This is a genomic window from Stenotrophomonas sp. YJH_SMC_53 (assembly GCF_059369995.1).
On record NZ_JCAFTF010000001.1, the window covers coordinates 524,580 to 550,347 of the forward strand.

Below are 25,768 nucleotides of genomic sequence, written 5' to 3' on the forward strand. Positions count from 1 at the left end.
CCAGCCGGTACAATCACCGCTCTGTTTTCCCCAAGCACCGGAGCGACCCATGTCCCGCCAGATCATCAACACCGAAAAGGCCCCCGCCGCCATCGGCCCGTACTCGCAGGCCGTGCGCGCCGGCAACACCGTGTACTTCTCCGGCCAGATCCCGCTTGACCCGGCCACCGGCGACATCGTCGGCGCCGGTGACGTCGAAGCACAGGCCCGCCGCGCCTTCGACAACCTCAAGGCCGTGGCCGAAGCGGCGGGTGGCTCGCTGGACAAGGTCGTGCGCCTGGGCCTGTACCTGACCGACTTGGGCGAGTTCGCCAAGGTCAACGCGGTCATGCAGGACTACTTCCAGGCCCCGTACCCGGCCCGTTCCACCATCGAAGTCTCCGGCCTGCCGAAGGGCGCCAGCTTCGAGGTCGACGCGGTGATGGTCATCGACTGACCGCCACGTGGCACGCAAGGCGGCGGTCACCCCGGTCCTGTCACCGTCCGGCGAAGCATCCCTGGCGATGCTTGCCGGCGTCGGTCCGGCCGTGGCCGCCAAACTGCAGGCACGTGGCCTGGCCACCCTGCAGGATCTCTGGCTTCACCTGCCGCTGCGCTATGAAGACCGGACCCGGCTGACCCGCATCGAAGACCTGCGCAACGGCGTGCCGGCGCAGGTGGAAGGGCGGGTGGTCGCGGTCGAGCGTGGCATGCGCTACCGGCCGATGCTGAAAGTGGCGGTGGAAGACGAAGGGCAGGGCACCCTGGTGCTGCGCTTTTTCCACTTCCGCCAGCAGCAGGTCGGGCAGTTCGCGGTCGGCACCCGGCTGCGCTGCTTCGGCACGCCCAAGCCCGGCCACCTCGGCCTGGAAATCGTCCATCCCAGCTACCAGGTGCTGGGCCGCAACGACGATCCCGAACTCGGCGACCGCCTCGACCCGGTGTATCCCACCGTCGAAGGGGTCGGCCCGATGACCATGCGCAAGCTGATCGGCCAGGCGCTGGACCGCCTGCCCGAGGAAAGCACGCTGGAACTGCTGCCCAACGGTTGGCTCGATGGCCTGGGCCTGCCGCCGCTGCGCAGCGCGCTGCTGACCGTGCACCGGCCACCGCCGGATGCCGATCTGGCCGCGTTGGCGGCTGGTACCCACCCGGCGCAGCGTCGCCTGGCGATGGAAGAACTGCTGGCCCATCACCTCAGCCTGCGTCGCCAGCGTATTGCATTGCAGGCGCACCATGCGCCGCCGCTGGCCGGCCCCGGAAAACTGGCCAAGGCGCTGCTGAAACAGTTGCCGTTCGCGCTGACCGGCGCGCAGGCACGCGTGTTCAAGCAGATCCGTGAGGACCTTGCGCGGCCCAGCCCGATGCTGCGGCTGGTGCAGGGCGACGTCGGCTCCGGCAAGACGGTGGTGGCCGCGCTGGCCGCCATGCTGGCGGTGGAGCAGGGCAAGCAGGTCGCATTGGCCGCCCCCACCGAGTTGCTGGCCGAGCAGCACCTCAACAATCTGCGTGGCTGGCTGGAACCGCTCGGCGTGCGCATCGCCTGGCTGGCCGGCAAGGTCACCGGCAAGGCGCGCGCCAAAGTGATGGAGCAGGTCGCCAACGGCGAAGCGCAGGTGGTGGTCGGAACCCACGCGCTGATGCAGGAGGCGGTGGTGTTCCAGGACCTGGCGCTGGCCATCGTCGACGAGCAGCACCGCTTCGGCGTGCACCAGCGCTTGGCGCTGCGCGACAAGGGCGCGGGCGGCAACAGCGTGCCGCACCAGCTGGTGATGACCGCCACGCCGATTCCGCGCACGCTGGCGATGTCCGAATACGCAGACCTGGATGTATCGGCCATCGACGAACTGCCACCGGGCCGCACCCCTGTGCAGACCGTGGCCTTGAACAATGACCGTCGCCCGGAACTGATCGAGCGCATTGCGCTGGCCTGCCAGGAAGGGCGGCAGGTGTACTGGGTGTGCACGCTCATCGAGGAAAGCGAAGAACTGGATGCCACCCCGGCGCAGGCCACCTACGAATCGCTGCAGGCGCTGCTGCCCGGCGTGCGCGTGGGGCTGGTGCATGGCCGCCTCAAGGCCGCCGAGAAGCTGGCGACGATGGTGGCGTTCAAGGCCGGCGAGATCGACTTGCTGGTCGCGACCACGGTCATCGAAGTGGGTGTGGACGTACCGAATGCTTCGTTGATGGTGATCGAGAACGCCGAACGTCTCGGCCTGGCTCAGCTGCACCAGCTGCGCGGTCGCGTCGGTCGTGGTTCGGCAGTGTCGCGCTGCGTGCTGCTGTACCAAGCACCACTCTCGCAGATGGCGCGTGAGCGCCTGCAGACCATGCGCGAAACCAACGATGGTTTCGTCATCGCCGAGAAGGACCTGGAACTGCGCGGCCCCGGCGAACTGCTCGGGACGCGCCAGACCGGCCTGGCCGGTTTCCGCATTGCCGACCTGGCCCGCGACGCTGGCCTGCTGCCCGGCGTGCATGAATTGGCCGAGCGCCTGTTGGCCCAGCAACCGGCCCTGGCTGATCGCGTGGTGCAGCGCTGGATCGGCACCGCGGTGCGCTACGCCTCGGCCTGATCCCTGTAGAGCCGAGCCCATGCTCGGCTGCCGTTCGCGCTGCGCGCGGGAGTCGAGCATGGTTCGACGCTACAGACAGCGCTTTTGATCATTTCCATGTTCATCCACGCATCGCGTGGATGTGTCGACCAAGGTCGACACCTACCAACAGCGGTAGCGATCTGTCGAAGGCAGGGTGGGTCCGGTTGCGGGGGTGTCCGCGGCATGGATGCCGCGGCCAAGCCCCCATGGACGGGTTTACGGCGTCCCCCGCAACCGGATCCACCCCGGCCTCCCCCAGGAAACCAGCTTTTGCCGTTGCTGTTGATGTTGCCTCTGCGGGTGCAGGGCGCAGCCCTGCCGAACCCCAACCTCCGTACTTGCAACGGTCATCATCCCGGTCCACACTTCGTTGCCGATCTGAAGACGGCAACGATGACCCACAAGATCCCCCTGTTGATCGACACCGATCCCGGTGTGGACGACGCCCTGGCCCTGCTGATGGCCTTTGCCGATGAACGGCACGACGTGGTCGCCCTGACCATCGCCGCCGGCAATGTCGGCCTCGAATACACCGTCCGCAACGCCCTCAAGCTCTGTGACATCGTCGGCCGGCCCGACGTACCGGTGTTTGCCGGCAGCCCGGATCCGCTGCTGCATCCCTCCGTTGACGCTGCCCACGTGCATGGCCGTGATGGCTACGGCGACGTGGACCTGCCGCCGCCGAGCCGCCAGGCCGAGGCCGAGCACGCTGCCCTGGCCATCCTGCGCCTGTCGCACGAACACGCCGGCGAACTGATGCTGGTGATGTTGGGCCCGCTGACCAATCTGGCGCTGGCACTGAAGCTGGACCCGACCCTGCCCCAGCGCATCAAGCGCATCGTGGTGATGGGTGGCGCGGTTACCTGCCACGGCAACATCACCCCGGCAGCCGAATTCAACATCGCCTTCGATCCGGAAGCCGCGCACGTGGTGTTCACCTCGTTCAAGCACCTGCTGGTGTCGGACTGGGAGGCGACCGTTGCCCACGGCCTGCCGCTGGAGGACGCCGAGAAATGGCTGCAGGCCGATTCCGACCGCGCCCGCTTCTACGAACTGATCTCGCGCAAGACCCGCGCGCTGTCGGAAGATGCCAAGGGCGGCCGCTGGTATACCGCCGATGCGGTGGCCATGGCGTGGGCGCTGAATCCGGAAGGGCAGCTGCAGGTCGAGTCACGGCCGCTGAACGTGGAGCTGAATGGCACGTTCAGCCGCGGCGCCACCATCGTCGACTGGAACCGCCAGACCGGCCAGCCGGACAACTGCGATCTGCTGATCGCCTACGACCAGCAGCGTTTCGAGGCCCTGGTGCGCCAGGCCCTGGGCGCGGACTGACCTCGATTGCCCGCCACCGGTTGCCCCGAGCGGCAACCGGTGCTTATAATGCCGCTCTTGACCACCAGCCCATTTACGGTGTGAGCCCATGAAGGCCGATATCCATCCGAACTACCGCGACGTCGTCTTCCATGACGTCACCTCCGATTTCAAGATCCTGACCCGCTCCACCATGGCGACGAAGGAAACCATCCAGTGGGAAGACGGCAACGAATACCCGCTGGTCAAGGTTGAAATTTCCTCTGCTTCGCACCCGTTCTACACGGGCAAGCACAAGGTCATCGACACCTCGGGCCGTATCGACAAGTTCCAGAAGCGCTACGCGCGCTGATCTGTCGATCCAGCTTCGAACCGACGGCCGCGCTCTGCGCGGCCGTTTGTTTTTCCCCAACGCCAACCCAACGGGCGTTTGGATGGACGGAACACTGCGTTCGTGTGACAACGCTTTTGCCGATCCGGGCCGCTCAACGGCCTGTGTCTGGCCGCCTGTCGTATACGACTTCCGTCTAGCACCCGACAAATGCTGCTGTGCGATAATGACATGATCCCCGGCACAGGCCGAGGACGTCATTCACGTGCCTGACCAATGCGCTTGGGCAGGCGCCTTCCCATGAAGGAGCGCACACAGTGTCCGATCTTGATCAGGTCACGCTCAACGCCGGCGATAAGTCCGTCGTTCTGCCCGTCATCAAACCCACCCTTGGCAACGACTGCGTCGACATCGCGAAGCTGACCAAGGAAACGGGGTTCTTCACCTACGATTCCGGCTTCACCGCGACGGCCAGCTGCAAGTCCGCCATCACCTACATCGACGGCGACAAGGGCGTGCTGCTGTACCGCGGCTACCCGATCGAACAGCTGTCGGAAAAGTCGAGCTACGTCGAAGTGGCCTACCTGCTGATCAACGGCGAGCGCCCGAGCGCCGAGCAGCTGAAGGCCTTCACCGATGAGCTGACCGCCGAAGCCAACGTCGACGATTCGATCAACACCCTGATCGGCAGCTTCGCCAAGGATGCCCACCCGATGGCGATCCTGGCGGCCGCGATCGCGCAGCTGTCGGCCATCTACCACGACTCGCTGGACCTGTCCGACGCCGAGCAGCGCCGCAAGGCCGCCGTGCGCCTGATCGCCAAGGTGCCGACCCTGTCGGCGCTGATCTACCGCCACGGCAAGGGCCTGCCGGCCAACAAGCCGGACACCTCGCTGGACTACGTCAGCCGCTTCCTGAAGCAGACCTTCGAGTCCGCTGACGGCCAGTACGACCTGAACCCGGACGTGGTGAAGGCGCTGGACCTGCTGTTCATCCTGCACGCCGACCACGAGCAGAACGCCTCGACCTCGACCGTGCGCCTGGTCGGTTCGACCGGTGCCAACCCGTACGCGTCGGTCGCCGCTGGCGTCACCGCGCTGTGGGGTCCGGCCCACGGCGGTGCCAACGAAGCCGTGCTGAAGATGCTGGAAGAGATCGGCACTGCCGACAACGTCGAGTCCGCCGTGGTCAAGGCCAAGGACAAGACCTCCGGCTTCCGCCTGATGGGCTTCGGCCACCGCGTCTACAAGAACTTCGACCCGCGCGCCAAGGTCATCGGCGAGATGACCAGCAAGGTGCTCAAGCAGCTGGGCGTGCAGGATCCGCTGCTGGACGTGGCCGTGAAGCTGGAACAGGCTGCGCTGCAGGACGAGTACTTCGTCGCCCGCAAGCTGTACCCGAACGTCGATTTCTACAGCGGCATCATCTACAAGGCGCTGCAGATCCCGACCGAAATGTTCACCGTCATGTTCGCCCTGGGCCGTACTTCCGGCTGGGTGTCGCATTGGCTGGAACAGCAGGTCGATCCGGAAATGAAGATCGGCCGTCCGCGCCAGGTCTACACCGGCAGCGACGTGCGCGACTACCAGGGCTGATCGCCCGCGTAGGTTGTGCTGAAAACGCCCCGCAGCCGCGGGGCGTTTTTTTTTGCCCCGATCGCGCTCGGCGGAGGGTGGCTGCGGGCCGTTGGTCCGCACGGCAACCAAACATCCATCCGGCACTACACCTCTGAATACTGGCTCGGCGGACTCCCCAGCACACGCCGGAATGACGCAGAAAACGCACTCGGGCTCGCATATCCCAGATCCAGTGCCACGCGTGTCACCGCTTGCCCTTGCCCCAATCGTTCGATGGCCACCAGCAGGCACACCTGCTGCCGCCACTCGGAAAAACTCACGCCGGTATCCGCGCGGAACATCCGCGTGAACGTGCGACGGCTCATGCCCGCATCCGCAGCCACCTCATCAAGCCCAATGGCGAGCGAAGGCGCATCGAACAGCGCCCGGCAGACGCGCGCGAGGCGTGCATCGGCAGGCAATGGCGCGTGCAGGGAAAGCGTGGACATCGACGCGATCTCCGCCACCAGCAACTGCATCAGCTTGCCCGCTCGCCCGTTCTCGTCGTACAGCGCTGGCAGGTCCACCGCATCCTCCAGCAGCTGCCGCAACAGGGGAGAGACCGCATACACGCGGCAGTGCGCCGGCAGTGCCACGGCGGCGGCGGCCTCGATCGAAAGAAAAGCGTTGAGCATCGTCACCGGCCCGCGCATCGTCATCTCATGGGCCATCCCGGCCGGCACCCAGCAGGCGCGCCGTGGCGGCACCAGCCAGCGACCCTGCGGAGTCGTCACGCTGATGGTCCCGCGCGCGGCGAATGCGAACTGACCACGTCGATGGGCGTGCCGGGGAAACGTGGACGCGGCCGCGTAGTCGTTCGAGGTGACCACGACATCGCGCGGCAGGTCTTCGTAGGGATCGAGCAGCGAGTTGCGCATGGCCCGGATTCTATAGCGGTTGACCCGCCATCGACGGCGGGCCGGGCGTGCGCTGCCTAGCATCAGTTCTCCTTCCGAATGCGGCGATTCTTCATGGCCAACACTTTTCATCGCGTGGGGCAGGGGCCTCACTTCGTCCTGGTCCTGCATGGCTGGTTCGGTGACGCGCATGCGTTCGAGCCGATCGAGCCGTGGCTGTCGCGTGATCATTTCAGCTACGTCTTCATGGATTGCCGTGGCTACGGCGGCATGCAGGATGCGGCGGGCCAGTACAGCATCGACGAGGTGGCACATGATGCGTTGGCGCTCGCCGATGCGCTGCGGATCGACACCTTCAGCGTGATGGGGCATTCCATGGGAGGCATGGCGATCGAGCGCATTGCTGTGCTCGCGCCACAGCGTGTGCGATCCATGCTGGCCATCGCGCCCGTTCCCTGCGGCGGTATTGCCTATGACGCGCCCACGCGGCGCCTGTTGGAGAGTGCCGCGGGCAGCCTCGCCACCCGGCGGGCCATCATCGATCGCAGCAGCGGCGGGCGTCTGCCTGCGACCTGGTTGGACTGGAAGGCCGGCTACTCAATGGAGTGCTCCGCGCCCGGCGCATTTGCTGCCTATCTTTCCGCGTGGGCAGATACGGATTTCAGCAATGAGATCGTTGGTGAACATCGGTTGAAGGTGGTGGTGGGTGGGAATGATCCAACGTTCAACCGATCACTGATGGAGAAGGCCTATCTGTGCCGCTATCGCCACGCAACGCTGGAGGTCATCGAAAGTGCAGGGCACTACCCGATGAATGAGGCACCTTTGGCATTGGTGGCGGCCATGGAGTGCTTCCTGTTGTCGTTGCCCGGGAGGTAGCGTCGACTGGCAGTTGACTCGCGCGTCTGGCGCGAAAAGCAGTCGAGCGCGAATCATGCCCTTGGCCCGGCGGCAGGTTCCGTGCGCATGGCGATGCGTTCATCTGGAGGGCGCCCACATATTCTTCGGCGCGGCTCGACTCTACAAAAGCGAAGCAATGAGGTTTGTTGCATTGAACCGATGAGGGAAATTGCATAACTCTCAAACATTGAGCGAATTCAAGAATTCCCCTTAACGTTCAACGTTTTAGGAATGCTTGAATGGCCTGCATGGCAATGGATTTCTAACATTCTCTCCGTCGCCCGCACCCATCCCCGCGGGCGATGCTCCCCTCCCTTTTCTCCTTGGGGAGGGGAGCTTTCATATTCCCCCTTTGTCCGAGAGAGACAACCATGCACGCCATCATCAAGAAGGCCGCGCTCGCTGCAGCGCTGGCCACCGCCTCGCTGTCCGCGCACGCGCTGGAAACCAAGATCTCCGTCTATGCCGACGTCGACCCGACCCTGGCACTGTTGCGTGATGACGGCACCCCGTTGCCGGACCTGGTCACGCTGACCCACGATCCGCTGCGCGGCCTGATTCCGGACACGCAGCGCGTGCGCATCCACTCCAATGATGACACCGCCGATATCGAGGCACGTATCGATGGTGCGTTTGCCCTCGCAAATGAAACCGGCAGCGTCACCGTGCCGATGAGCATCAGCCTCAACAATCGCACGCTGGGTACAGCCGCCATCGAGTACAAGGCGGTCGACCTGTTCACCGGCGCCGGTTCGACCCCGGGCGCCTCGATTTCGATGCCGTTGACCATTGCCCAGGCCACCCCGGCCCCGATCACCACCAAGGGTCGCTACAGCGGCATCGTCAACGTCGTGCTGAACCAGAAGGCGACCTCGCCGTAATCCCCGCGCCGGCCCGGTTCCCGGGCCGGCCGCTTCTCCAGCGGTACCCCCATGACCTCACACGCCCCCGCCGTCACCCGGCTGGCGGTCGCGCTCGCCCTGGCGTTGTCCACTCCGCTGGCGGCCGCGCGCGGCGTCCCGCCCGGTTTCGAAGACCTGGTCGAAGGACAGACCGAACAACTCGACATCCAGCTGTTCGGCCGCTCGGCCGGGCTGTCGCCGGTGCGCGTCACCCTGGAGCATGTGCAGCTGGAGGATCCCGCGCGCGTGCTGCAGGCACTGGACCTGTCCGCCGAGGCGCAGGCCGCGCTGCTGCCGGCGCTGTCGCAGCCGCTGCCACGCAACAGCCACCTGGCCTGCCGGTTCGGGGGCGCCGAGGCCGGTTGCGGCTATCTGGATCCCCCGCAAGACCCTGCGGCCGCGCGCGCGCTGTACGACGAAGGCGAGGGCGCCGTGCGCCTGTTCGTGGCTCGCCAGTGGATCGGTGGCGAGCCCGCCGCGGAACGCTTCCACGCGCTCAGCAGCAATGCCGAGAACGCTTTCCTGCACCAGCAGGTACTCAACCTTACCGGTGGGCGCGACTACCAGTCGTTCAGTGCGCGCGGCACCGGCGTTCTGGGCCTGTTCCAGCGAGGCCATATGTCCGCCGACTGGTACTTCACCCAGCAGCGCTACCGCAGCAGCGGTGGCGATGCGCATTTCGAATTCGACAACGTCTATTACCGCCATGACCTGGGCCAGCAGTACTACCTGCAGGCCGGGCGCATGGACCGCCGCAACCTGTCCAGCCCACAGGGCGGCACCTTCGGTTTCAGCATGCTGCCGCTGGACCGCTTCGACGGTGCCCGCGTGGGCACCACCCAGGCTTACGTGGACAGCGATGCTGCCGTGCAGGCCTCGCCATTGACGGTCCTGCTCGCCCGCGATGCGCGCGTGGACGTGTTCGACGGCGAGCGCCTGCTGCAGACCTACTACCTGCAGGCCGGCATCAACCAGATCGATACCCGCAACTTCCCGTTCGGCAGCTACCTGGTGCGCATGCGCATCTACGAGGATGGCGTGCTGGTGCGTACCGAAGAGGCCCCCTTCGACAAGGGCGGCGACTGGACCGACAGCCAATGGCAGTGGTTCGTGCAGGGGGGCCGCCGCAACGAGCGGCGCAGCGATCGCTTCGACAGCGAACAGGTGGCGGTGGCCGGCATGCGCGTGCCATTGGCACGCGACCTGGCCGTTACCGCGGGCGTTGCCCATCTGGGCGAGCACAGCTATGGCGAACTGCGCGTCGACCTGCGCCGCGTGCTGGCCACGCAGGAAATGCGCGCAACGTTCAGCGGCATGCGCGGCAGCGATGGCAGCCACGGCCAGCAGCATCAGCTGTCATACCGGCGCAAGGCGTCCTGGAACATCTACCAGCAGCGCATGCGTGGCAAGGCCTGCCAGTTCGAGGCCGATGCACGGGACCGCCTGGGCTGCACCAACTCGCTCAGCGGATCGGTCTCGCTGCCGATCGCCGGTGGTACGGCGTACCTGGGGTATACCCGGCGCCAGACCTGGCGCACCGGTTGGAGCCGTCCTGGCGACGACGATCCGTTGGCGCCACTGGATCCGTTCCTGCCGCCGCAACCGCTGCAACCGCACCGTGAGCCGCAGCTCAGCCGCACCTGGCAGGCCAGCTTCAGCCGCAGCCATCGTTGGCAGGATTTCAGCGTCTCCACGCGGCTGGGCCTGTGGCAGCAGCACAGCCACGACAGTGCCCGCGACACCCGCACGCGCGACCGTGGCATCTACCTCAACGTGAGCTTCACCCGCCTGCAGCGCAGCCATGTTGGCAACGGCCAGCGCCGCTACGCGGTGGACATGCGCCAGCCGCAGCACCAGCGGCCGGAGATCAACTACAGCGTCGGCCAGAGCTATCGCCAGGAGGTGGACGCGCAGTTCCGTGAGCTGACCTCCGAGCTGCGCGCCAACAACAACGACCGCTACAGCGCATCGCTGGGCGGGCAGCTGCAGAACCGTTACGGACAGACCGGCGCCACCGTGGCGTACTACCAGCAGCATGGCCGCAGCGAGACCGCTTACAGCGGCACGCACAGCTCGGCCTTCGCACTGGGCCGGCGCGGTGCCTACTGGGGCGCAGGCAGCGGCGCCGACGCCGGGCTGGCGGTACAGGTAGGCGCCACCGATGACCTGGACCTGCAGGGCGTGGCGGCCGAACTGCAGGTGAGCGGCGCGGGCCGGCAACGGTTGCAGATCGGCGAGCGCCGGCTGCTGCCGTTGACCGCCTACCAGTCGCACCGTGCCGAACTGCAGGACGCCAGCAACGACGCCAGCATGGCCGCCATCCGGGTGAGCGGTGTGGGCGGTGCGCGCCCGATGTTCCTGGCCCCGGGGCGGCTGATGCGCATGCCGGTGCCGATCGAAGTGACCTATACCTTCATCGGCACCGCCCGCACGCTTGCCGGCGCGCCGCTGGGCGGCGCCCGCATCCTCAACGCGCCGGTGCCCGGCACCAGCGCCAACGGCGGCTTCGTCGCCGACTTCCCGCGTCGCGAGACAACGCTGTACCTGCTGCAGGACGACCGCCTGCTGCACTGCCCGCTGCAGGTGCGCGAGCGCCGCCAGGTGGTGCTGCTGGTCGGTGCCGTGCGCTGCGAACCGCTCGCCGTGGCCCAGCTGCCGGCGGAGATCCGCCAGCAGGCCCGCGTCACCCGGCTGCTGCAGGAACGCGCGCTGATTGCCGCCACGCCCCAGACCGCTGCTGCAGGAGGAACGCCATGAGCCGGCGTGTGTTGTTCGTGTTGATGCTGGTGTGCGCGCTGGCCGTGCTGATGCCACGTGCGTGGGCGCAGCGGCCGCCGGAGACGGATCCGCCCACTGGTGTGATTACCCACGACATCAAGTTGTCATGGGATCGTTCGTCGCTGCCTGGCGATACCGAGATTATGGCGCCAAGAACGCTGATCGCCTACGACCAGGTTCCTGCCAAGGGCTACGGAATGCTCTACCTGACCTGTGCTTCGCGCTCAGATTCTGCAACCGGGCGGTGCGAGACCGAGGACTTGGCTGCCCTACAGGGAAACGGAACTGCAATTCCCCTCCGCTTCCAAGAGAAGCGCGGTGGCATGACAAGAGACCTGCTGGTCAATGGTGCCCTATATCGAGCAGACGTTTCCCAACGGTGCGACTTGGGCTTCTGGCGATCGCTGACCTACCGATTGGAGTCGTCAGAATCAGGGATGTGCGTGGCAGAAAAGCCTGGTGGAACAGGGCTGGGCCTGGTACTCCATGCAACGGAGCTGTCTGGCCTCGTCGCTGGAACCTGGCTGGGCACGCTCGAGTTAGATCTGCGAATGCCACCATCTTGGCATCTGGCGAAGTATGTCTTCAATTTCGAGTTCACCGTCACCGACTACGACGCGATCTCGATCTACTTCCCGGCCTTCGACACCGTCGCGCCGCTGGTCAACATGGACCTGCGCTACGACCCCATCAAGCAGATGGTGGGTGGCCGCAAGCAGCTGGAGATGTGCCTCTACGACGGCCTCGGCTCGCAGAGCGAATTCCTCGGCGTCACCGTGCGTGACAGCGGGCCGCGCCCGCCACCCGGCAGCGACTTCGCGGTCTGGCACCGAGATGGTGGCAGCGACGACCGCCAGCGCCTGGATTACCACGTCAGCCTGAACTACGGCGGGCGCGATATCCGAATGCGGCATGGCGTGGAAGAACTGCTGCATGGCATCGACAGCGCCGAACTGCGCCTGGTGATGCTGCCCGGCATCAGCCAGCCGGTCTATTGCGTGCCCACACCGCTGACATTGCTGACACCTCCCACCCCTGTCGCCAGCAAGCGCCCCGGTCTCTACGAGGGCGAGCTGACGGTGGAACTGCGCGTACCCACCGCCAAACCCTGATCCCACACGGAGCCTGCCATGAACAAACTGATCATCTGGATGCTGCCGTTGAGTGCGCTGCTTGCGCCAGCAGCACACGCCAACCTGTCCATCCATCCCATGCGAACCGCGATGGATGCCAAGCGCGGTGCGCAGATCCGCGTCTACTCGCAGTCCACCCGCCCGCAGTATGTACAGGCCAGCCTGCGCCGCATCGACAACCCGGCAACGTCCCGCGAACAGGAGCAGGACATCGAGGTCGCCGATTCGGCCATTGCCATCACGCCCGGCAAGTTCGCGCTGTCAGGCGGTGGCAATCGCCTGATCCGGCTGATCCCGCTGCAGCCGGTGCAGAAGGAAACCGCATACCGCGTGTACTTCGAAGGTGTGCGCGGCCCGGAAGGCACTGAACTGGAAAGCAGCGACGACGCTGCGCACGCCGACGTCGGCGTCAGCCTGGTGTGGGGCGCGCTGGTGAACGTGGTGCCCACCGACGGTGTGGTCAGCCTGAGTGTGCGCGGCAACACGCTGCACAACAGCGGCACGCTGCGCGTGGGCATTGTCCATGCGGCCGAATGCACGGCGGCCGGCGTCTGCACGCCGCACGACCTCTCGCACAGCCTGTATCCGGATGCCGATTTCACCCCGCCGTTCCAGCCGCAGCCGGGCAATTCGCTGCGCCTGCGCTACCGGCTCAGCCAGGACGGCTATCGCGAGCATGTCCAGGACGTGGCCATCCAGTCCAGTTGATCCCCCTCTCTGCGTCCCGCGCATGGCGCGGGATGTCTTTTCCGCAAACTGTTAAGGAGAAAGACCATGAATCGAATCTATCGACGTATCTGGAATACAGCACGCCAGTGCTGGGTGGTGGCGAGCGAGCTGGCTGTCGCAAGGCGCTGTGGTGCTTCAAGAAGGAAGCTGGCGTTGCGGGTTGTTGCACTTTCCGTGTCCACGATTGGCGCTATGGACGCCGGCGCAGTCGAGTACTGGGGGTGTGACGTCTTCGATCTGGGCAAGCCCGAGCTCCGCTGCGCGCCACACCTTGGTCAAACCGATGCGGTCCCCTATGCAAGCTCCAAGTTGTCCACGTCCAAGGAGTATCTGATCATGGGCGGCGGGGCCTACAACGACGGATCGTGGAACGCCACCTTTGGTCACAAAGCCAAGGTGCTTGGCAACTACAACACTGCTCTCGGCCAGCAGGCATACATCAGTGGTGTGGACAGCGTTGCAGTTGGCTACAACGCCACGGCCCAGCTGGGGCACAGCACAGTGGTGGGTGCCAACGCCTATGGCAAGGGCATCGGGTCCACTGCCTTCGGAAACAAGGCGTCAGCCACGCGCCAGAACTCGATCGCCATCGGTAGTGGATCGCTCTCGCAGAGCGAGAACTCAGTGGCGATCGGTGCAAATTCCCTTGCCAGTGAAGTGAACACCGTCTCCGTCGGCAGTGACAAGGAGAAGCGGCGGATCGTCAACGTAGCCGATGGGCGGATCACCGCAGCCAGTACCGACGCCGTCACGGGCAAGCAGCTGTACGCGACCAACAGCAAGCTGGGTGCGGTCGAAGCAAACGTTGGCACCATGAAAAATGATCTGACAGCGGTTCGGACGCTTGCGCAGTCCGCCACCAATCGCATCGATGCCACCACCCTGGCACTGGGTAGGGGCGCGATCGCAGAATCGGGGAGCTACGGCATCAGCACCGCCATCGGCAACAATGCCAAGGCCTACAACGGTCGCAGTGTCGCACTCGGGTTCGATGCGCTGGCTGGCGTCGATGCGGAGGGCAACCGAGTGACCGGCCAGAATGCCGGCGTTTCCATCGGTGCAAACACGCGCAGCGCAAACGGCGCGGTCGCGACCGGCTTCCGGGCCATTGCCAGCGGGAACTTCTCCATTGCTGTAGGCGGTGACGCCAATGCGGCCGCCGAACATGCCACTGCAATGGGGTACCTGAGCAAAGCCACGGCAAAGCAGTCCACGGCGCTGGGGCGTGGCAGCGAGGCCAAGGCGCAGTTCGCCACCGCGCTGGGCAATCTTGCGGTATCGGCCAATACCAGTGCCGTGGCACTGGGTGACCGGGCCAACGCCCGCCATGACAACGCGGTGGCACTGGGTGCCGGCTCTGTCACGGCGTCGGTCAACTCCGTTTCGGTGGGCAGCGCTACGCTCAAGCGCAAGATCCAGTACATTGCCGATGGCGTGGTCAGCAATGGCAGCACCGACGCGATCACCGGCAATCAGCTGTTCGCGACCAACCAGGCCGTATCCGCTGCGCAGAGCACGGCCACGAGCGCGCAGACGGCGGCCAACGCGGCCAAGGCCGACGCCGCCAAGGCACTGACCGAGACGACCGCGCTCGCGGGCCTGGTCTCTCAGACCGCCGCCACCGGCAATGTCCGCCTGGGTGGGAAGAACAGCGGCACCGTACTGGACGTGCGCAACAGCGCCAACGCCAGCCGGAAGGTTACCGGTGTAGCGGATGGCACGGTAAGTGCCAGCAGCAATGAAGCGGTCAACGGCAAGCAGCTCAATGCCACCAACGTGCAGGTGGCTGGCGTGGAGAAAGCGGCTACGGCGGCGCAGGCGGATGCAACGGCTGCAAAGGCAGACGCTGCCAAGGCGTTGGTCAGCACCACCGCGCTGGAAGGACTGGTCAGCCAGACCGCCGCCAACGGCAATGTCCGTCTGGGCGAGAAGAACAGCGGAACTGTGCTGGACGTGCGCAACAGTGGCAACGCCAGCCGGAAGGTTGCCGGCGTGGCGGATGGCACGGTAAGCGCCAGCAGCAATGAAGCGGTCAACGGCAAGCAGCTCAATGCCACCAATGTGCAGGTGGCTGCCGTGGAGAAAGCGGCTACGGCCGCGCAGGCGGATGCAACGGTTGCGAAGGCGGACGCTGCCAAGGCATTGGTCAGCACCACCGCGCTGGAAGGACTGGTCAGCCAGACCGCCGCCAACGGCAATGTCCGTCTGGGCGAGAAGAACAGCGGAACTGTGCTGGACGTGCGCAACAGCGCCAACGCCAGCCGGAAGGTTGCCGGTGTAGCGGATGGCACGGTAAGCGCCAGCAGCAATGAAGCGATCAACGGCAAGCAGCTCAATGCCACCAATGTGCAGGTGGCTGCCGTGGAGAAGGCGGGCGCAGCTGCGCAGGCGGATGCAACGGTTGCGAAGGTCGACGCCGCCAAGGCGTTGATCAGCACGGGTGCTCTGGAGGGACTGGTCAGCCAGGCTGCCGCCAACGGCAATGTCCGTCTGGGTGAGGAGAACAGTGGAACCGTGCTGGATGTGCGCAATAGCGTCGGGGACAATCGCAGGATCAGTGGGGTGGCGGATGGGTTGGTGACCGACAGTAGTGCGGAAGCTGTATCTGGGCGGCAGTTGTTTGCAACCAACGCTCGTATTTCGTCACTGGAAGGTACTGGCCAGTTCTTGAGTGTAGGGCACGCGCCGATTAGTGAGCCGGCTGAAGCGGGTGTTGCGGGTGTGGCGCTAGGAAACGCGGCAAAGACTGGAAAGGAGGGGGGCACCGCAGTGGGTACTCGTGCCGTGGCGATGGGGAGGAACTCCGTAGCTGTGGGGCGCGGATCAACTGTGTTCGATGGATCAGAGGGTGGATTTGCTCTAGGAGCTGGAGCTCAGGTCGGTGGCTCGGGTGGTGTCGCGGAAGGTGGTGTTGCGATCGGTGCGGGCGCAAGGACTGGTGAGGGTGCAACTGGTTCGCTTGCACTTGGTCAAGGTGCTGAAGCGACCGAAGCAGGCGTTGCGTCGTTCGGGAACGCCTTTGCCCAGAGGCGCCTGGTGAACATCGCCCGGGGCACTGCCGATCACAACGCCACGACCGTCTCCCAATTGAAGGACTCCCTCGCCACCCTCGGCGGCAGCGCAGGCATGGATGCCAGCGGCAACATCATTGCCCCGATCTACTCGGTGCAGGGCGGGACGCAGAACACCGTTGAAGACGCGTTGATGGCGCTCGATGGAGCTGTCACCACCGCAGGTCGCCGTGCGGACAAGGTGGAAGGCCAGCTCAACTCGATCTTCCAGGATTCACCCTCCGCCCGTGGCGATGGCATGAGCCAGATCGCGCTGAGTGGCGCGAACGGCATGGTGTTGACCAATCTGGCTGACGGTCGGGTGGCGCCAGGAAGCCGTGATGCCGTAACGGGCAATCAGCTGTTCGCCGCAGAGCAGAAGATCTCGCAGAATCGAAATGATCTGGAGGCGATGCGCAAGGAGCGGGAGATGCGCGAAGGGGCAATGCGTGGATTGGATGCGAGCGGCCCGATTGATTTCGGCGGTGCGCGTTTGACTGGCGTGGCCGATGCAGGGCTGTCGGCTGATAGCTCGGATGTTGTGCGCGGCAGTCAGCTCTATGAGACCAACAGTCGTGTTTCGGAACTTGAGGACGTCGCACACTTTGTGAGTATCGGCTCAGCGCCCTTCAGTGAGCGCGCAGAAGCGGGTGTGGCAGGCGTTGCGGTGGGAAATTCAGCAAAGACGGGACTGGAGGGAGGAACTGCGGTAGGGACATTTGCGGGGGCCATGGGCAAGAACTCGACCGCAATTGGTAGAGCGGCGACTGTCTCTGTGGATTCTGCGAATGGATTCGCAATGGGAGTCGGTGCACAGGTCGGTGGAGACGCGGGCGGTGCGAATGAAGGTGTCGCGATTGGTGCAGGCGCAAGAGTTGGAAGCGGGGCTCACGGATCGCTAGCACTTGGAAATGGCGCCCAAGCAGATGAAGAGGGAGTCGCGTCATTTGGCGGTGTTGGCATCAAGCGCCGCCTCGTAAACATCGCCAACGGCACCGCCAACCACAACGCCGCTACCGTCGGCCAGCTGCGTGGCGCGCTCTCCGCTCTCGGCGGTGAGGTCGATGCCAACGGCAACATCGTCGGCCCCAGCTTTACCGTGCAGGGCCAGTCCCAGTCCACCCTCAATGGTGCGCTGGAGGCGCTCGACGGCGCGGTCGTCAGCAACCGCTCGCGCGTGAACCAGGTCGAATCCCAGCTGCGCAGCGTGTTCCAGGACACCCCCTCCGTCCGCGCCGACGGTCTCAACCAGCTCACCCTGGCCGGAACCCACGGCATGGTCATCTCCAACGTGGCCAATGGCTTGGTCGCCGCCGGCAGCCGCGATGCGGTCAATGGTGGCCAGCTGCATTCGATGCAGCAGCAGCTCAACGGCCGTATCGATGGCCTGGAAGAGCGCATCGATGCGCCGCAGCCGCAGGCAATGGCCGTTGCTTCGGCGCCGGAGCCGGAAGCACCGGTGCCGCAGGCCGAAGGCGGCCAGCAGGTGGCGTCGGTCGGCGAGGGTGAGCAGCTCGCGCCGCAGCCGAAGTCGAAGCAGGACGAGACGCCCAAGCCGCAGGTCGACACCGCTGAATTGGAGAAGATGCTGGCCCGCGCCAACGAGTACACCGATGGCGCGATCAGCAATTTCGAACGTCGCCTGGACAAGATGGACAAGCGTTTCAACCGCATGGCGGCGATGAGCAGCGCGCAGACCGCGATGGCGATGAACACCGCGGGCCTGGCCACCTACAACCGCCTCGGTGCGGGCGTGGGCTACAGCGAGGGTGAGTCCGCGATGGCCGTGGGCTACCAGCGCGTGCTCAACGAGAAGGGCTCGGCCACCTTCAGCCTCAATGGTGCGTTCACCAACAGCGGTGAGCGCAGCATGGGCGTCGGCGTGGGCATCGGCTGGTAAGCCATGGAGCCCCGGCGTGACGCGCGTAATCCGCCCCGCCGCGCCGGGGCTCTTGCCGAGGAAATGGCAATGTATCGATGGGTAAGCCGGTTCATCAGCTACCGCACGTTCTATCTGTGGCGGGCACGCTTTTACTACTACACCCGCAATCTGGACCGCTGGCTGCTGTTCGCCCTGCTGTGCGTGGCGGGTGTGGGCTTGGCGGCCTGGTACACCTGGCGGGTATCGAGTGTGCCGCCGCCGCGCGTGCATCCGGAGGCCGCCGCGCTGCGCGTGGAGAACATCACCCAGGAGGCGATCCATCGCATCGTGCTGGTGCGGCATGGCGGCCCAACCCCGGGCGAGCCGTTCACCACCCCGGAGGATGTCCGTGCCGGTACGCTGCGCACATTGCGGGTGCGGCAACTGCTGGACAGTGCGGTGGTGTGGCAGTTGAAGGCCCACATGCTGGCCGACATCGCGGCGTACATCGATGCCACGGGAAGCTGCTTCCCTTTCCCGTGCTGGCAGGTGAGCCATCGGCTGGAGCTCATGCGTGCGGCGGAGGCGGAGAACGCGGCCATCAACCGGGCGCTGGAGCCGGTGCTGGAGGTGCCGCTGGACAGGATGCCCAACCTCAACGGCGGTGAGCGCGCGCGGATCCAGACGGCGTGGTCGGACCCGTTCGGCGATGTCTACAACCAGGCCTGGTTGCTGGGCGATCTGCAGAACATGCACGCGCGGATGATGATGGCGTACCCGCAGCGGGTGGGAGCCCCCTGGCTGATGCGCCTGCTTGGCGATGAGACGGAGGAGCAGCACCATGATGTCTGGTAGGGCAGCACGCCTTCTGTAGAGCCGAGCCATGCTCGGCTGCTCTTCGGTCAGCCATCCGGATGCCTGAAGCACCGTTCGGACCAACGGTCCGCACCCACCAGAAGAAGGAAGCAGGTAGCGCGCTTTCTGTAGAGCCGGGCCATGCTCGGCTGCTCTTCGGTCAGCTATCCGGATGCCTGAAGCACCGTGCGGACCAACGGTCCGCACCCACCAGAACCTGCGCAACCGTCACCCGCCGATGTACGCGGTGATCTCCGCTTCGGCCAGCAGCTGCCGCAGCTGTGCGACAGACGCGCGTCGCATCGGCTTCTCATCCACCGGCGACAGCGGCGCCTGGCGCAGCGCATCGTACGGCAGCACGGCCAGGTCGAAGGTCAGCTCCTCGGCACTGAACACCCACACCGGCACGTCCAGGCTACGCTCGCGGTCCATGCGCAGCCGGCGCGTCCGCGATTCAGCGGGAATGCCGTGCTCGTCCAGGAAGCGATGCACGGCTTCCGGGTCGTCGCTGTGCAGGTGCAGCTGCACCGGGCTGTTGGCATCGGCGGTGCCTTCCAGCACCGGGCCGGCCAGCCGTGGGGCGAAGCCGTGCAGGAACTCCAGCGCGCGCATCGCGGCCTCGCGGCGGCGCTGCAGTTCATTGCCGTGCTGGGGCCCGGAGAACAGCCGCTGGTACTCGCGCAGGGCGTCTTCGATCTCGGTGTTGCGCGGCAGGGAGGCATCGTCGTGGATGCCGAGCCGGCTGGCGGCCTTCAGCTTGGCCTGGTGGTAGTCGCGGATGCCGCCTTCAGCCATCAGGCGGGCGGCTTCGTGGGCGAGGCGGTGGCGCCGCTCGCGGGTCTGGCTGGCAGCATGCTGGCGGGCGCGATGCATGCGAGGACTCCTGTTGCGACCTGGCTACAGACTAGCGCACGGATGTGACATCCGCGTAGGCGTTTTCCCGGAGGGGAGCAAGCGGGTGCCGTTGATCCTGTAGAGCCGAGCCCATGCTCGGCTGCTCTACCGCGGGCGTCCGGAGCCGAGCATGGGCTCGGCTCTACAGTCGCATCGGCGCCAACCCATGGTTGGCACCCACCGAACCCTTCCTCAGAAGATATCGAACGCGGCGGCGTCGGCCTGCGGCGTATTGAGGTTCAGGTCGTAGTCGGTCAGGCGATCCATGTCTTCCACCTTCACCCACTCGGTCGCGCCGTTGAGCGTGGCCTGGACCATGCCGCTGGGCGGCTCGTTCTGCGCGATCGGGGTGTCCTTCAGCGCGGTGCGCATGTAGTCGATCCAGATCGGCAGCGCCGCCTTGCCACCGTACTCGCGGTAACCCAGCGAGCGGAAGTCGTCGCGGCCTACCCACACGGTGGTCACGTACGGGCCGCCGAAGCCGGAGAACCAGGCGTCACGATGGTCGTTGGTGGAGCCGGTCTTGCCGCCCACGTCCTCGCGGCCGAGCACCTTGGCCTGCACACCGGTACCGCGCTGGACCACGTCGCGCATCATCGACACCAGCTGGTAGGCGGTGCGGGCGTCGATCGCGCGCGGAGCGGTGCGGGCATCCGGGTTGGCCGGAGCGGCGGCAGTTTCGGTCTTGGCTTCGGCCTTGGCCGCAGCGGCCGGGTCCACCTTCGGGGCCGGGGCGCCGAAGTTGAAGCCATCCACCACCTGGTTGACCGGCTGATCGCTGCTGCCGGCGCAGTCGCGGCAGGCCAGCGCCGGGTTTTCCTTGAACACCAGGTTGCCGTCGCGGTCATTGACCTGGTCGATCAGCCAGGTATCCACGCGCGAGCCGCCATTGGCGAACACCGCGTAGCCACGCGCCATCGACAGCGGGGTCAGCGATGCAGTGCCCAGCGACATCGACAGGTTCGGCGGCAGCTCCGATTCGGCAAAGCCAAACTCGCTGATGTACTTGCGCGCGTAGTCCACGCCCATGCCATCGAGCAGGCGTACCGAGACCAGGTTGCGCGACTGCACCAGCGCTTCACGCAGGCGCATCGGGCCGCGGAAGCCGCCGCCGTCGTTCTGCGGGGCCCAGGTCTTGCCGCGGCGATCGCGGAACACGACCGGGGCGTCGAGCACGATCGAGGCTGGGTTGTAGCCCTTGTCGAAAGCGGCCGCGTAGACGAACGGCTTGAAGCTCGAACCCGGCTGGCGGCGGGCCTGGGTGGCGCGGTTGAACTTGTTGCCGGAGAAGCTGAAGCCACCGACCAGCGCCTTCAGCGCGCCGCTGTGGGCATCCAGCGAGACCAGTGCGGACTGGCCGCGCGGGATCTGGTCCAGCAGCCACTCCCCTTCCTTGGCACCGGCGCGTACGCGCACGATGTCGCCGCGCTGCACCAGCTTGCCCGGGGTCTTGTTGGTCCACTTGGCGGCGCCGGCCGGCAGCACGATCTCGGTGCGGTTGGCCAGCACCACCGTGGCGCTGCCATCGGCCGCGGTGCTGGCGACGATTGCCGGCAGCAGGCCGGCCTGGCCGTACATGCCGCGCAGGTGCTCGGCCAGCGCGGCGGTATCGTCGCCGGCGCCCAGCTGCACCTGCTTCTCCACGCCGTGCCAACCGTGGCGGTGGTCGTACAGCAGCAGGCCATCACGGACGGCCAGGTTGGCGGCGGTCTGCAGGGTGGAGTCGATCGTGGTGGTGACGTGGTAGCCCTTGTTGACCACGTCGCCGCCGAAGCGGGCGATCATTTCCTGGCGCACCAGCTCGGCCACGTAGGGTGCATCGACCTGCACCGGCGGCTCATGCGCGGTGGCGTGCATCGGCACGGCCTTGGCCGCGTCGGCTTCGGCCTGGCTGACGAACTTCAGGTCGGCCATGCGCTGCAGCACGTAATTGTCGCGGCGCTGGCGGGCACGTTCCGGGTTGGAGATCGGGTTGCCCGACGACGGGAACTTGGGGATACCGGCCAGCGAGGCCATCTCGTCCAGGTCCAGCTCGTTCAGCTTCTTGCCGTAATAGAACTCGGCGGCAGCGGCCACGCCGTAGGCGCGGTTGCCGAAGAAACTCTTGTTCAGGTACAGCTCGAAGATCTCGTCCTTGCTCAGCTCGGACTCGATCTTGCGCGCCAGCAGGATCTCGGCCAGCTTGCGGGTGTAGCTGTACTCGGAGCTGAGGAAGAACTGGCGGGCGACCTGCTGGGTGATGGTGGAGCCACCCGGCACGCGCTTGTCGTTGGTGGTGGCCAGCAGCCAGACCGCGCGGCCGATGCCCATGTAGTCCACGCCGCCGTGTTCGTAGAAGCGGGCGTCCTCGGTGGCCAGGAAGGCCTGCTTCAGCCGCTCGGGCACGTCCTTCATGGTGACCGGGGTGCGCCGGGTCTCGCCGAACACCGCCATCAGCTTGCCGTCGGCAGCGTAGACGTACATCGGCTCCTGCATTTCCACGTCGCGCAGGGTCTGCACGTCGGGAAGCTTGGAGGAAACGGCATAGTACAGACCGCCCACGGCGGCCGCGCCGATCAGCGCCAGGACCAGGACAATCAGGAAGATCCAGCGCAGCCAGCGGCGGAGTCGAGTCATCGGGTTCAGATTCCGATTGCGAATTTCGTGGTCGCAGAGTATAGATTACGCAAGGTGGCGGCTGGGGTCGGCACCGGGGAGCGCAAGGGGAACAGTCAGGGGCTGCATGGTGAATCCGTGAGGGATTTCACAGCAGGGCCGTTGCCATTTGCTAAGAATACGTTATTAATGCTCGGACGCAGGTCTTGCGTCCAAGTGCCCGTCGGCAGGGGAGAAACCGTGGGGCTCATCCCAAAAAGTCAGTCGCCGCTTGTAGGCGTCGACATCAGTTCGACTGCGGTAAAGCTTTTGCAGCTGTCCCGCAGCGGCAATCGTTTCCGCGTGGAACATTACGCTGTGGAACCTCTTCCGCCGAATGCGGTGGTGGAGAAGAACATCGTCGAAGTGGAGGCCGTCGGTGAGGCCATCCGCCGGGCGATGAACCGTTCAGGCAGCAAGGCCAAGTTGGCCGCTGCCGCCGTCGCGGGGTCGGCGGTGATCACCAAGGTGATCCCGATGCCGGCCGACCTCGACGAAAACGACATGGAAGCCCAGATCGAGCTGGAAGCGGTCAACTACATTCCGTATCCGATCGAGGAAGTGAACCTGGACTTCGAGGTGATCGGGTCGATCCCGAACAACCCGGAGATGGTCCAGGTGCTGCTGGCCGCGTCGCGTTCGGAGAATGTCGAGCTGCGCCAGTCCGCGCTGGAGCTCGGTGGCCTGCAGGCCAAGGTGATGGACGTGGAGGCCTTCGCGGTCGAGAACGCCTACGCCCTGGTCGCCAGCGAGCTGCCGGTGTCCATCGACGGTGTGGTTGCGCTGGTCGACATCGGCGCCACCATGACCACCCTCAATGTCCTGCGCGGCGGTCGTAGCCTTTACAGCCGCGAGCAGGTGTTCGGTGGCAAGCAGCTGACCGACGAGATCATGCGCCGCTACGGCCTGAGCTACGAGGAAGCCGGGCTGGCCAAGCGCCAGGGCGGCCTGCCGGAAAGCTACGAGATGGAAGTGCTGGAGCCGTTCAAGGAAGCCACGGTCCAGCAGATCAGCCGCCTGCTGCAGTTCTTCTATGCGGGCAGCGAATTCAACCGCGTCGATCACATCGTGCTGGCCGGCGGCTGCGCCGTGCTCGGTGGCCTGCCGGAGATGGTCGAGGAACAGCTGGGCGTGCCGACCGTGGTCGCCAACCCGCTGGCGCAGATGACCCTGGGGCCGAAGGTGAACGCGCATGCGTTGGCCCAGGATGCCCCCGCGCTGATGATCGCGACCGGTCTGGCGCTGAGGAGCTTCGACTGATGGCACGCATCAATCTATTGCCCTGGCGCGCCGAACGGCGCAAGCAACGCCAGCGCGAGTTCTACGCAATGCTGGGCATGGCCGCTGTCGGTGGCCTGCTGTTGTCGCTGATGATCTGGTTCTATTACGACCGCCAGGTGAGCGGCCAGATGGACCGCAACGCCTATCTGGAAGCCGAGATCGAGAAGGTCAAGGAACAGAACAAGGAGATCGATCGCCTCGACGCGCAGAAGGAACGCCTGCTGGCCCGCAAGAAGGTGATCGAGGAACTGCAGGCCAAGCGCTCGCAGATGGTCCACCTGTTCGACGCGCTGGTGCGCACCATTCCCGATGGCGTGGTGCTGACCGCACTGAAGCAGGAAGGGGATGTGCTGACGCTGGAAGGTCGCACCCAGTCCAATGCCCGCGTTTCGGCCTACATGCGCAACCTGGAGACCTCCGGCTGGATGACCAATCCGGAGCTGTCGATCATCGAAGCGCGTGACCCGGAGAAGGACAAGGATGGCAAGGTCGGTCCGCTGGCCGACATCAAGGCGCTGCCCTACGTGTTCGTGGTCAAGGTGAAACTGCCGGCACAGAGCGAAGAGGTCTCGGCGACGCCGGGCCTGAACGCCGATGGCTCGGTGGCGACGGCTGCGCCGGCACCGGTGGCTCCGTTGGCCGCAGGTCCGGATGCCGCGACGCCTGCGGCTCCGGCAGCGGGCCAGCCGGCAGCGGCTCCGGCCGCACCGGCCGCTGCACCGCCGGCCACTCCGGCCAAGCCGAACCAACCGGCCGCTCCGGCTGCCGCGCCGGCTCCGGCACCTGCCCCGAAGCCTGAGGGCAGCCGCCTGGCGCAGCCGCCGCAGGCCTTCAATGCGCTGCTGCAGGGGGACCGCGCATGAGCCAGAAGATCGACATCAAGAACCTGGATTTCAACGACATCGGCAACTGGCCGCAGAAGGCCAAGATCGTCTTCTGCTCGTTGCTGGCGCTGGTCATCATGTTCGTGGCGTGGATGCTGCTGATCAGCGGCAAGCGCGAGGAACTGGCCGGCCTGGAATCGAAGGAAGTCGAGCTGCGCACCGAGTTCACCAAGCAGCAGGAACGCGCGGTGAACCTGGGGCCGCTGAAGCAGCAGCTGGCGCAGATGGAGCAGGTGCTGCAGCAGATGCTGCGGCAGCTGCCGAGCAAGACCGAAATGCCCGACCTGATCATCGACATCTCGCAGACCGCGCTGTCCAGCGGCCTGACCAACGAGCTGTTCGAGCCGGAGCAGGAGCAGATCAAGGAGTTCTACGCCGAGAAGCCGATCAAGCTGCGCATGGTGGGCAGTTACCACCAGTTCGGCGCATTCGTCAGTGGCGTGGCCTCGTTGCCGCGGGTGGTGATCCTGACCATGCATGACATCAACCTCAAGCCCAAGGAAAAGACCGGCGGCAACGTCCGCAGCGGTGCACTGGAACTGTCCGGTACGGTCAAGACCTACCGTTACCTGGACGAGACCGAAGTGCAGGCGCAGCAGGCGGCAGACGCTGGCAAGGAGGGCAAGAAGTGATGCGCGCGCAGACCGTACGTGGTGCGATGGTGCTGGCTGTACTGCTGCTGGCCGGTTGCGGCCGTGGCGTGACCAGCACGCCCGGCGACGCACCGAACCTTGAGAAGTGGGTGGAAGGCGAGCGCGCGCGACCGGCGCAACCGCTGGAGCCGCTGCCGGTGATGCAGCAGTTCGAGACCTTTGAATACTCCGCGCAGGGCATGCGCGATCCGTTCACCGATGCCTGGACCAATCCGCAGCAGGGGAACGGCGGATTGCGACCGGACCCGAACCGGCGCAAGGAGCCGTTGGAAGGCTTCCCGCTGGATGCGCTGGACATGGTCGGCACCATCGGTACCGGTGCAGGCACCGTGGCGCTGGTGATGGGGCCGGACAAGGTCACCTACCGGGTTCGCCCGGGCGGTTACCTGGGGCAGAGCGACGGGCGGGTCACGGCGGTCTTCGAAGACCGCGTGGAGCTGATCGAACTGGTGCCGGATGGCGCGGGTGGCTGGCTGGAACGGCCGGCAACGCTCTCGCTTGAAGATCAATGATCGTTTACTGG

The 25,768-nt window shown here is 65.8% G+C and carries 19 protein-coding genes; 16 read left to right on the top strand and 3 right to left on the bottom strand.

Features of this window, described 5'->3' with window-relative positions; all coding sequences use genetic code 11:
• The first annotated feature begins 49 nt into the window (after positions 1 to 49).
• The 5 genes from AC5P7X_RS02380 to AC5P7X_RS02400 all read left to right on the top strand — a co-directional run bounded on the left by AC5P7X_RS02380 (position 50) and on the right by AC5P7X_RS02400 (position 5,813).
• Positions 50 to 436 (top strand): RidA family protein, encoded by a 387-nt coding sequence (locus tag AC5P7X_RS02380; RefSeq protein WP_005418954.1) that lies wholly within the window; start codon positions 50 to 52, stop codon positions 434 to 436.
• Between the two features lie 7 nt (positions 437 to 443).
• On the top strand, positions 444 to 2,555 hold the full coding sequence (gene recG, locus AC5P7X_RS02385) for an ATP-dependent DNA helicase RecG (protein ID WP_005418953.1): 2,112 nt from the start codon (positions 444 to 446) through the stop codon (positions 2,553 to 2,555).
• Positions 2,556 to 2,969: 414 nt separating this feature from the next.
• Positions 2,970 to 3,908: a nucleoside hydrolase gene (locus tag AC5P7X_RS02390; RefSeq protein ID WP_346607682.1), complete on the top strand. Its 939-nt coding sequence runs from the start codon at positions 2,970 to 2,972 to the stop codon at positions 3,906 to 3,908.
• Positions 3,909 to 3,996: 88 nt separating this feature from the next.
• Positions 3,997 to 4,239 carry a type B 50S ribosomal protein L31 gene (locus AC5P7X_RS02395; protein ID WP_005410871.1) on the top strand — a complete coding sequence of 81 codons (243 nt, stop codon included), beginning with the start codon at positions 3,997 to 3,999 and terminating at the stop codon, positions 4,237 to 4,239.
• A gap of 296 nt (positions 4,240 to 4,535) precedes the next feature.
• A complete protein-coding gene (locus tag AC5P7X_RS02400) occupies positions 4,536 to 5,813 on the top strand; it encodes a citrate synthase (protein WP_095379067.1) in 1,278 nt (425 codons plus the stop codon).
• Positions 5,814 to 5,938: 125 nt separating this feature from the next.
• On the opposite strand, the gene AC5P7X_RS02405 is transcribed toward AC5P7X_RS02400, so the two are convergent.
• Positions 5,939 to 6,712: an AraC family transcriptional regulator gene (locus AC5P7X_RS02405; protein ID WP_206620366.1), complete on the bottom strand. Its 774-nt coding sequence runs from the start codon at positions 6,710 to 6,712 to the stop codon at positions 5,939 to 5,941.
• 93 nt (positions 6,713 to 6,805) lie between these two features.
• Here AC5P7X_RS02405 and AC5P7X_RS02410 point away from each other — a divergent pair, with 93 nt between their 5' ends.
• The 7 genes from AC5P7X_RS02410 (at position 6,806) to AC5P7X_RS02440 (ending at position 18,899) form a co-directional block, all read left to right on the top strand.
• Positions 6,806 to 7,570 carry an alpha/beta fold hydrolase gene (locus AC5P7X_RS02410; RefSeq protein ID WP_053498485.1) on the top strand — a complete coding sequence of 255 codons (765 nt, stop codon included), beginning with the start codon at positions 6,806 to 6,808 and terminating at the stop codon, positions 7,568 to 7,570.
• Positions 7,571 to 7,962: 392 nt separating this feature from the next.
• Positions 7,963 to 8,472 (top strand): CS1 type fimbrial major subunit, encoded by a 510-nt coding sequence (locus tag AC5P7X_RS02415; protein WP_171957486.1) that lies wholly within the window; start codon positions 7,963 to 7,965, stop codon positions 8,470 to 8,472.
• 51 nt (positions 8,473 to 8,523) lie between these two features.
• A complete protein-coding gene (locus AC5P7X_RS02420) occupies positions 8,524 to 11,250 on the top strand; it encodes a TcfC E-set like domain-containing protein (RefSeq protein ID WP_495214374.1) in 2,727 nt (908 codons plus the stop codon).
• The gene (locus tag AC5P7X_RS02425) at positions 11,247 to 12,383 is read left to right on the top strand and encodes a CblD like pilus biogenesis initiator family protein (protein WP_495214375.1); all 1,137 of its coding nucleotides are present in this window, start codon (positions 11,247 to 11,249) and stop codon (positions 12,381 to 12,383) included. Before AC5P7X_RS02420 ends, AC5P7X_RS02425 begins: the two co-directional genes overlap by 4 nt.
• A gap of 18 nt (positions 12,384 to 12,401) precedes the next feature.
• A complete protein-coding gene (locus AC5P7X_RS02430; RefSeq protein WP_495214376.1) occupies positions 12,402 to 13,112 on the top strand; it encodes a pilus assembly protein in 711 nt (236 codons plus the stop codon).
• A 66-nt stretch (positions 13,113 to 13,178) separates the two neighbouring features.
• Positions 13,179 to 18,083, top strand: a complete 4,905-nt coding sequence (locus AC5P7X_RS02435) for an ESPR-type extended signal peptide-containing protein (RefSeq protein WP_495214377.1) — start codon at positions 13,179 to 13,181, stop codon at positions 18,081 to 18,083.
• Positions 18,084 to 18,152: 69 nt separating this feature from the next.
• Positions 18,153 to 18,899 carry a hypothetical protein gene (locus tag AC5P7X_RS02440; RefSeq protein WP_495214378.1) on the top strand — a complete coding sequence of 249 codons (747 nt, stop codon included), beginning with the start codon at positions 18,153 to 18,155 and terminating at the stop codon, positions 18,897 to 18,899.
• Between the two features lie 228 nt (positions 18,900 to 19,127).
• Here AC5P7X_RS02440 and AC5P7X_RS02445 read toward each other — a convergent pair whose 3' ends face one another.
• Both AC5P7X_RS02445 and AC5P7X_RS02450 read right to left on the bottom strand, forming a co-directional pair.
• A complete protein-coding gene (locus AC5P7X_RS02445; protein WP_043034094.1) occupies positions 19,128 to 19,772 on the bottom strand; it encodes a hypothetical protein in 645 nt (214 codons plus the stop codon).
• Positions 19,773 to 19,985: 213 nt separating this feature from the next.
• Complete coding sequence (locus AC5P7X_RS02450; RefSeq protein ID WP_495214379.1) at positions 19,986 to 22,409, bottom strand: penicillin-binding protein 1A; 2,424 nt, start codon at positions 22,407 to 22,409, stop codon at positions 19,986 to 19,988.
• A gap of 219 nt (positions 22,410 to 22,628) precedes the next feature.
• Between AC5P7X_RS02450 and AC5P7X_RS02455 the strand changes: the two genes are divergently transcribed.
• From AC5P7X_RS02455 to AC5P7X_RS02470, 4 genes are read left to right on the top strand one after another with little or no spacing between them, the layout of a single operon-like run.
• Positions 22,629 to 23,687, top strand: a complete 1,059-nt coding sequence (locus AC5P7X_RS02455; protein WP_014038321.1) for a pilus assembly protein PilM — start codon at positions 22,629 to 22,631, stop codon at positions 23,685 to 23,687.
• Positions 23,687 to 24,571, top strand: coding sequence for a PilN domain-containing protein (locus tag AC5P7X_RS02460; RefSeq protein ID WP_061479339.1), 885 nt, complete (start codon positions 23,687 to 23,689; stop codon positions 24,569 to 24,571). Before AC5P7X_RS02455 ends, AC5P7X_RS02460 begins: the two co-directional genes overlap by 1 nt.
• On the top strand, positions 24,568 to 25,224 hold the full coding sequence (locus tag AC5P7X_RS02465) for a type IV pilus inner membrane component PilO (protein ID WP_005418916.1): 657 nt from the start codon (positions 24,568 to 24,570) through the stop codon (positions 25,222 to 25,224). Before AC5P7X_RS02460 ends, AC5P7X_RS02465 begins: the two co-directional genes overlap by 4 nt.
• Positions 25,224 to 25,757 (top strand): pilus assembly protein PilP, encoded by a 534-nt coding sequence (locus AC5P7X_RS02470; RefSeq protein ID WP_005418914.1) that lies wholly within the window; start codon positions 25,224 to 25,226, stop codon positions 25,755 to 25,757. Before AC5P7X_RS02465 ends, AC5P7X_RS02470 begins: the two co-directional genes overlap by 1 nt.
• Positions 25,758 to 25,768 lie beyond the last annotated feature (11 nt).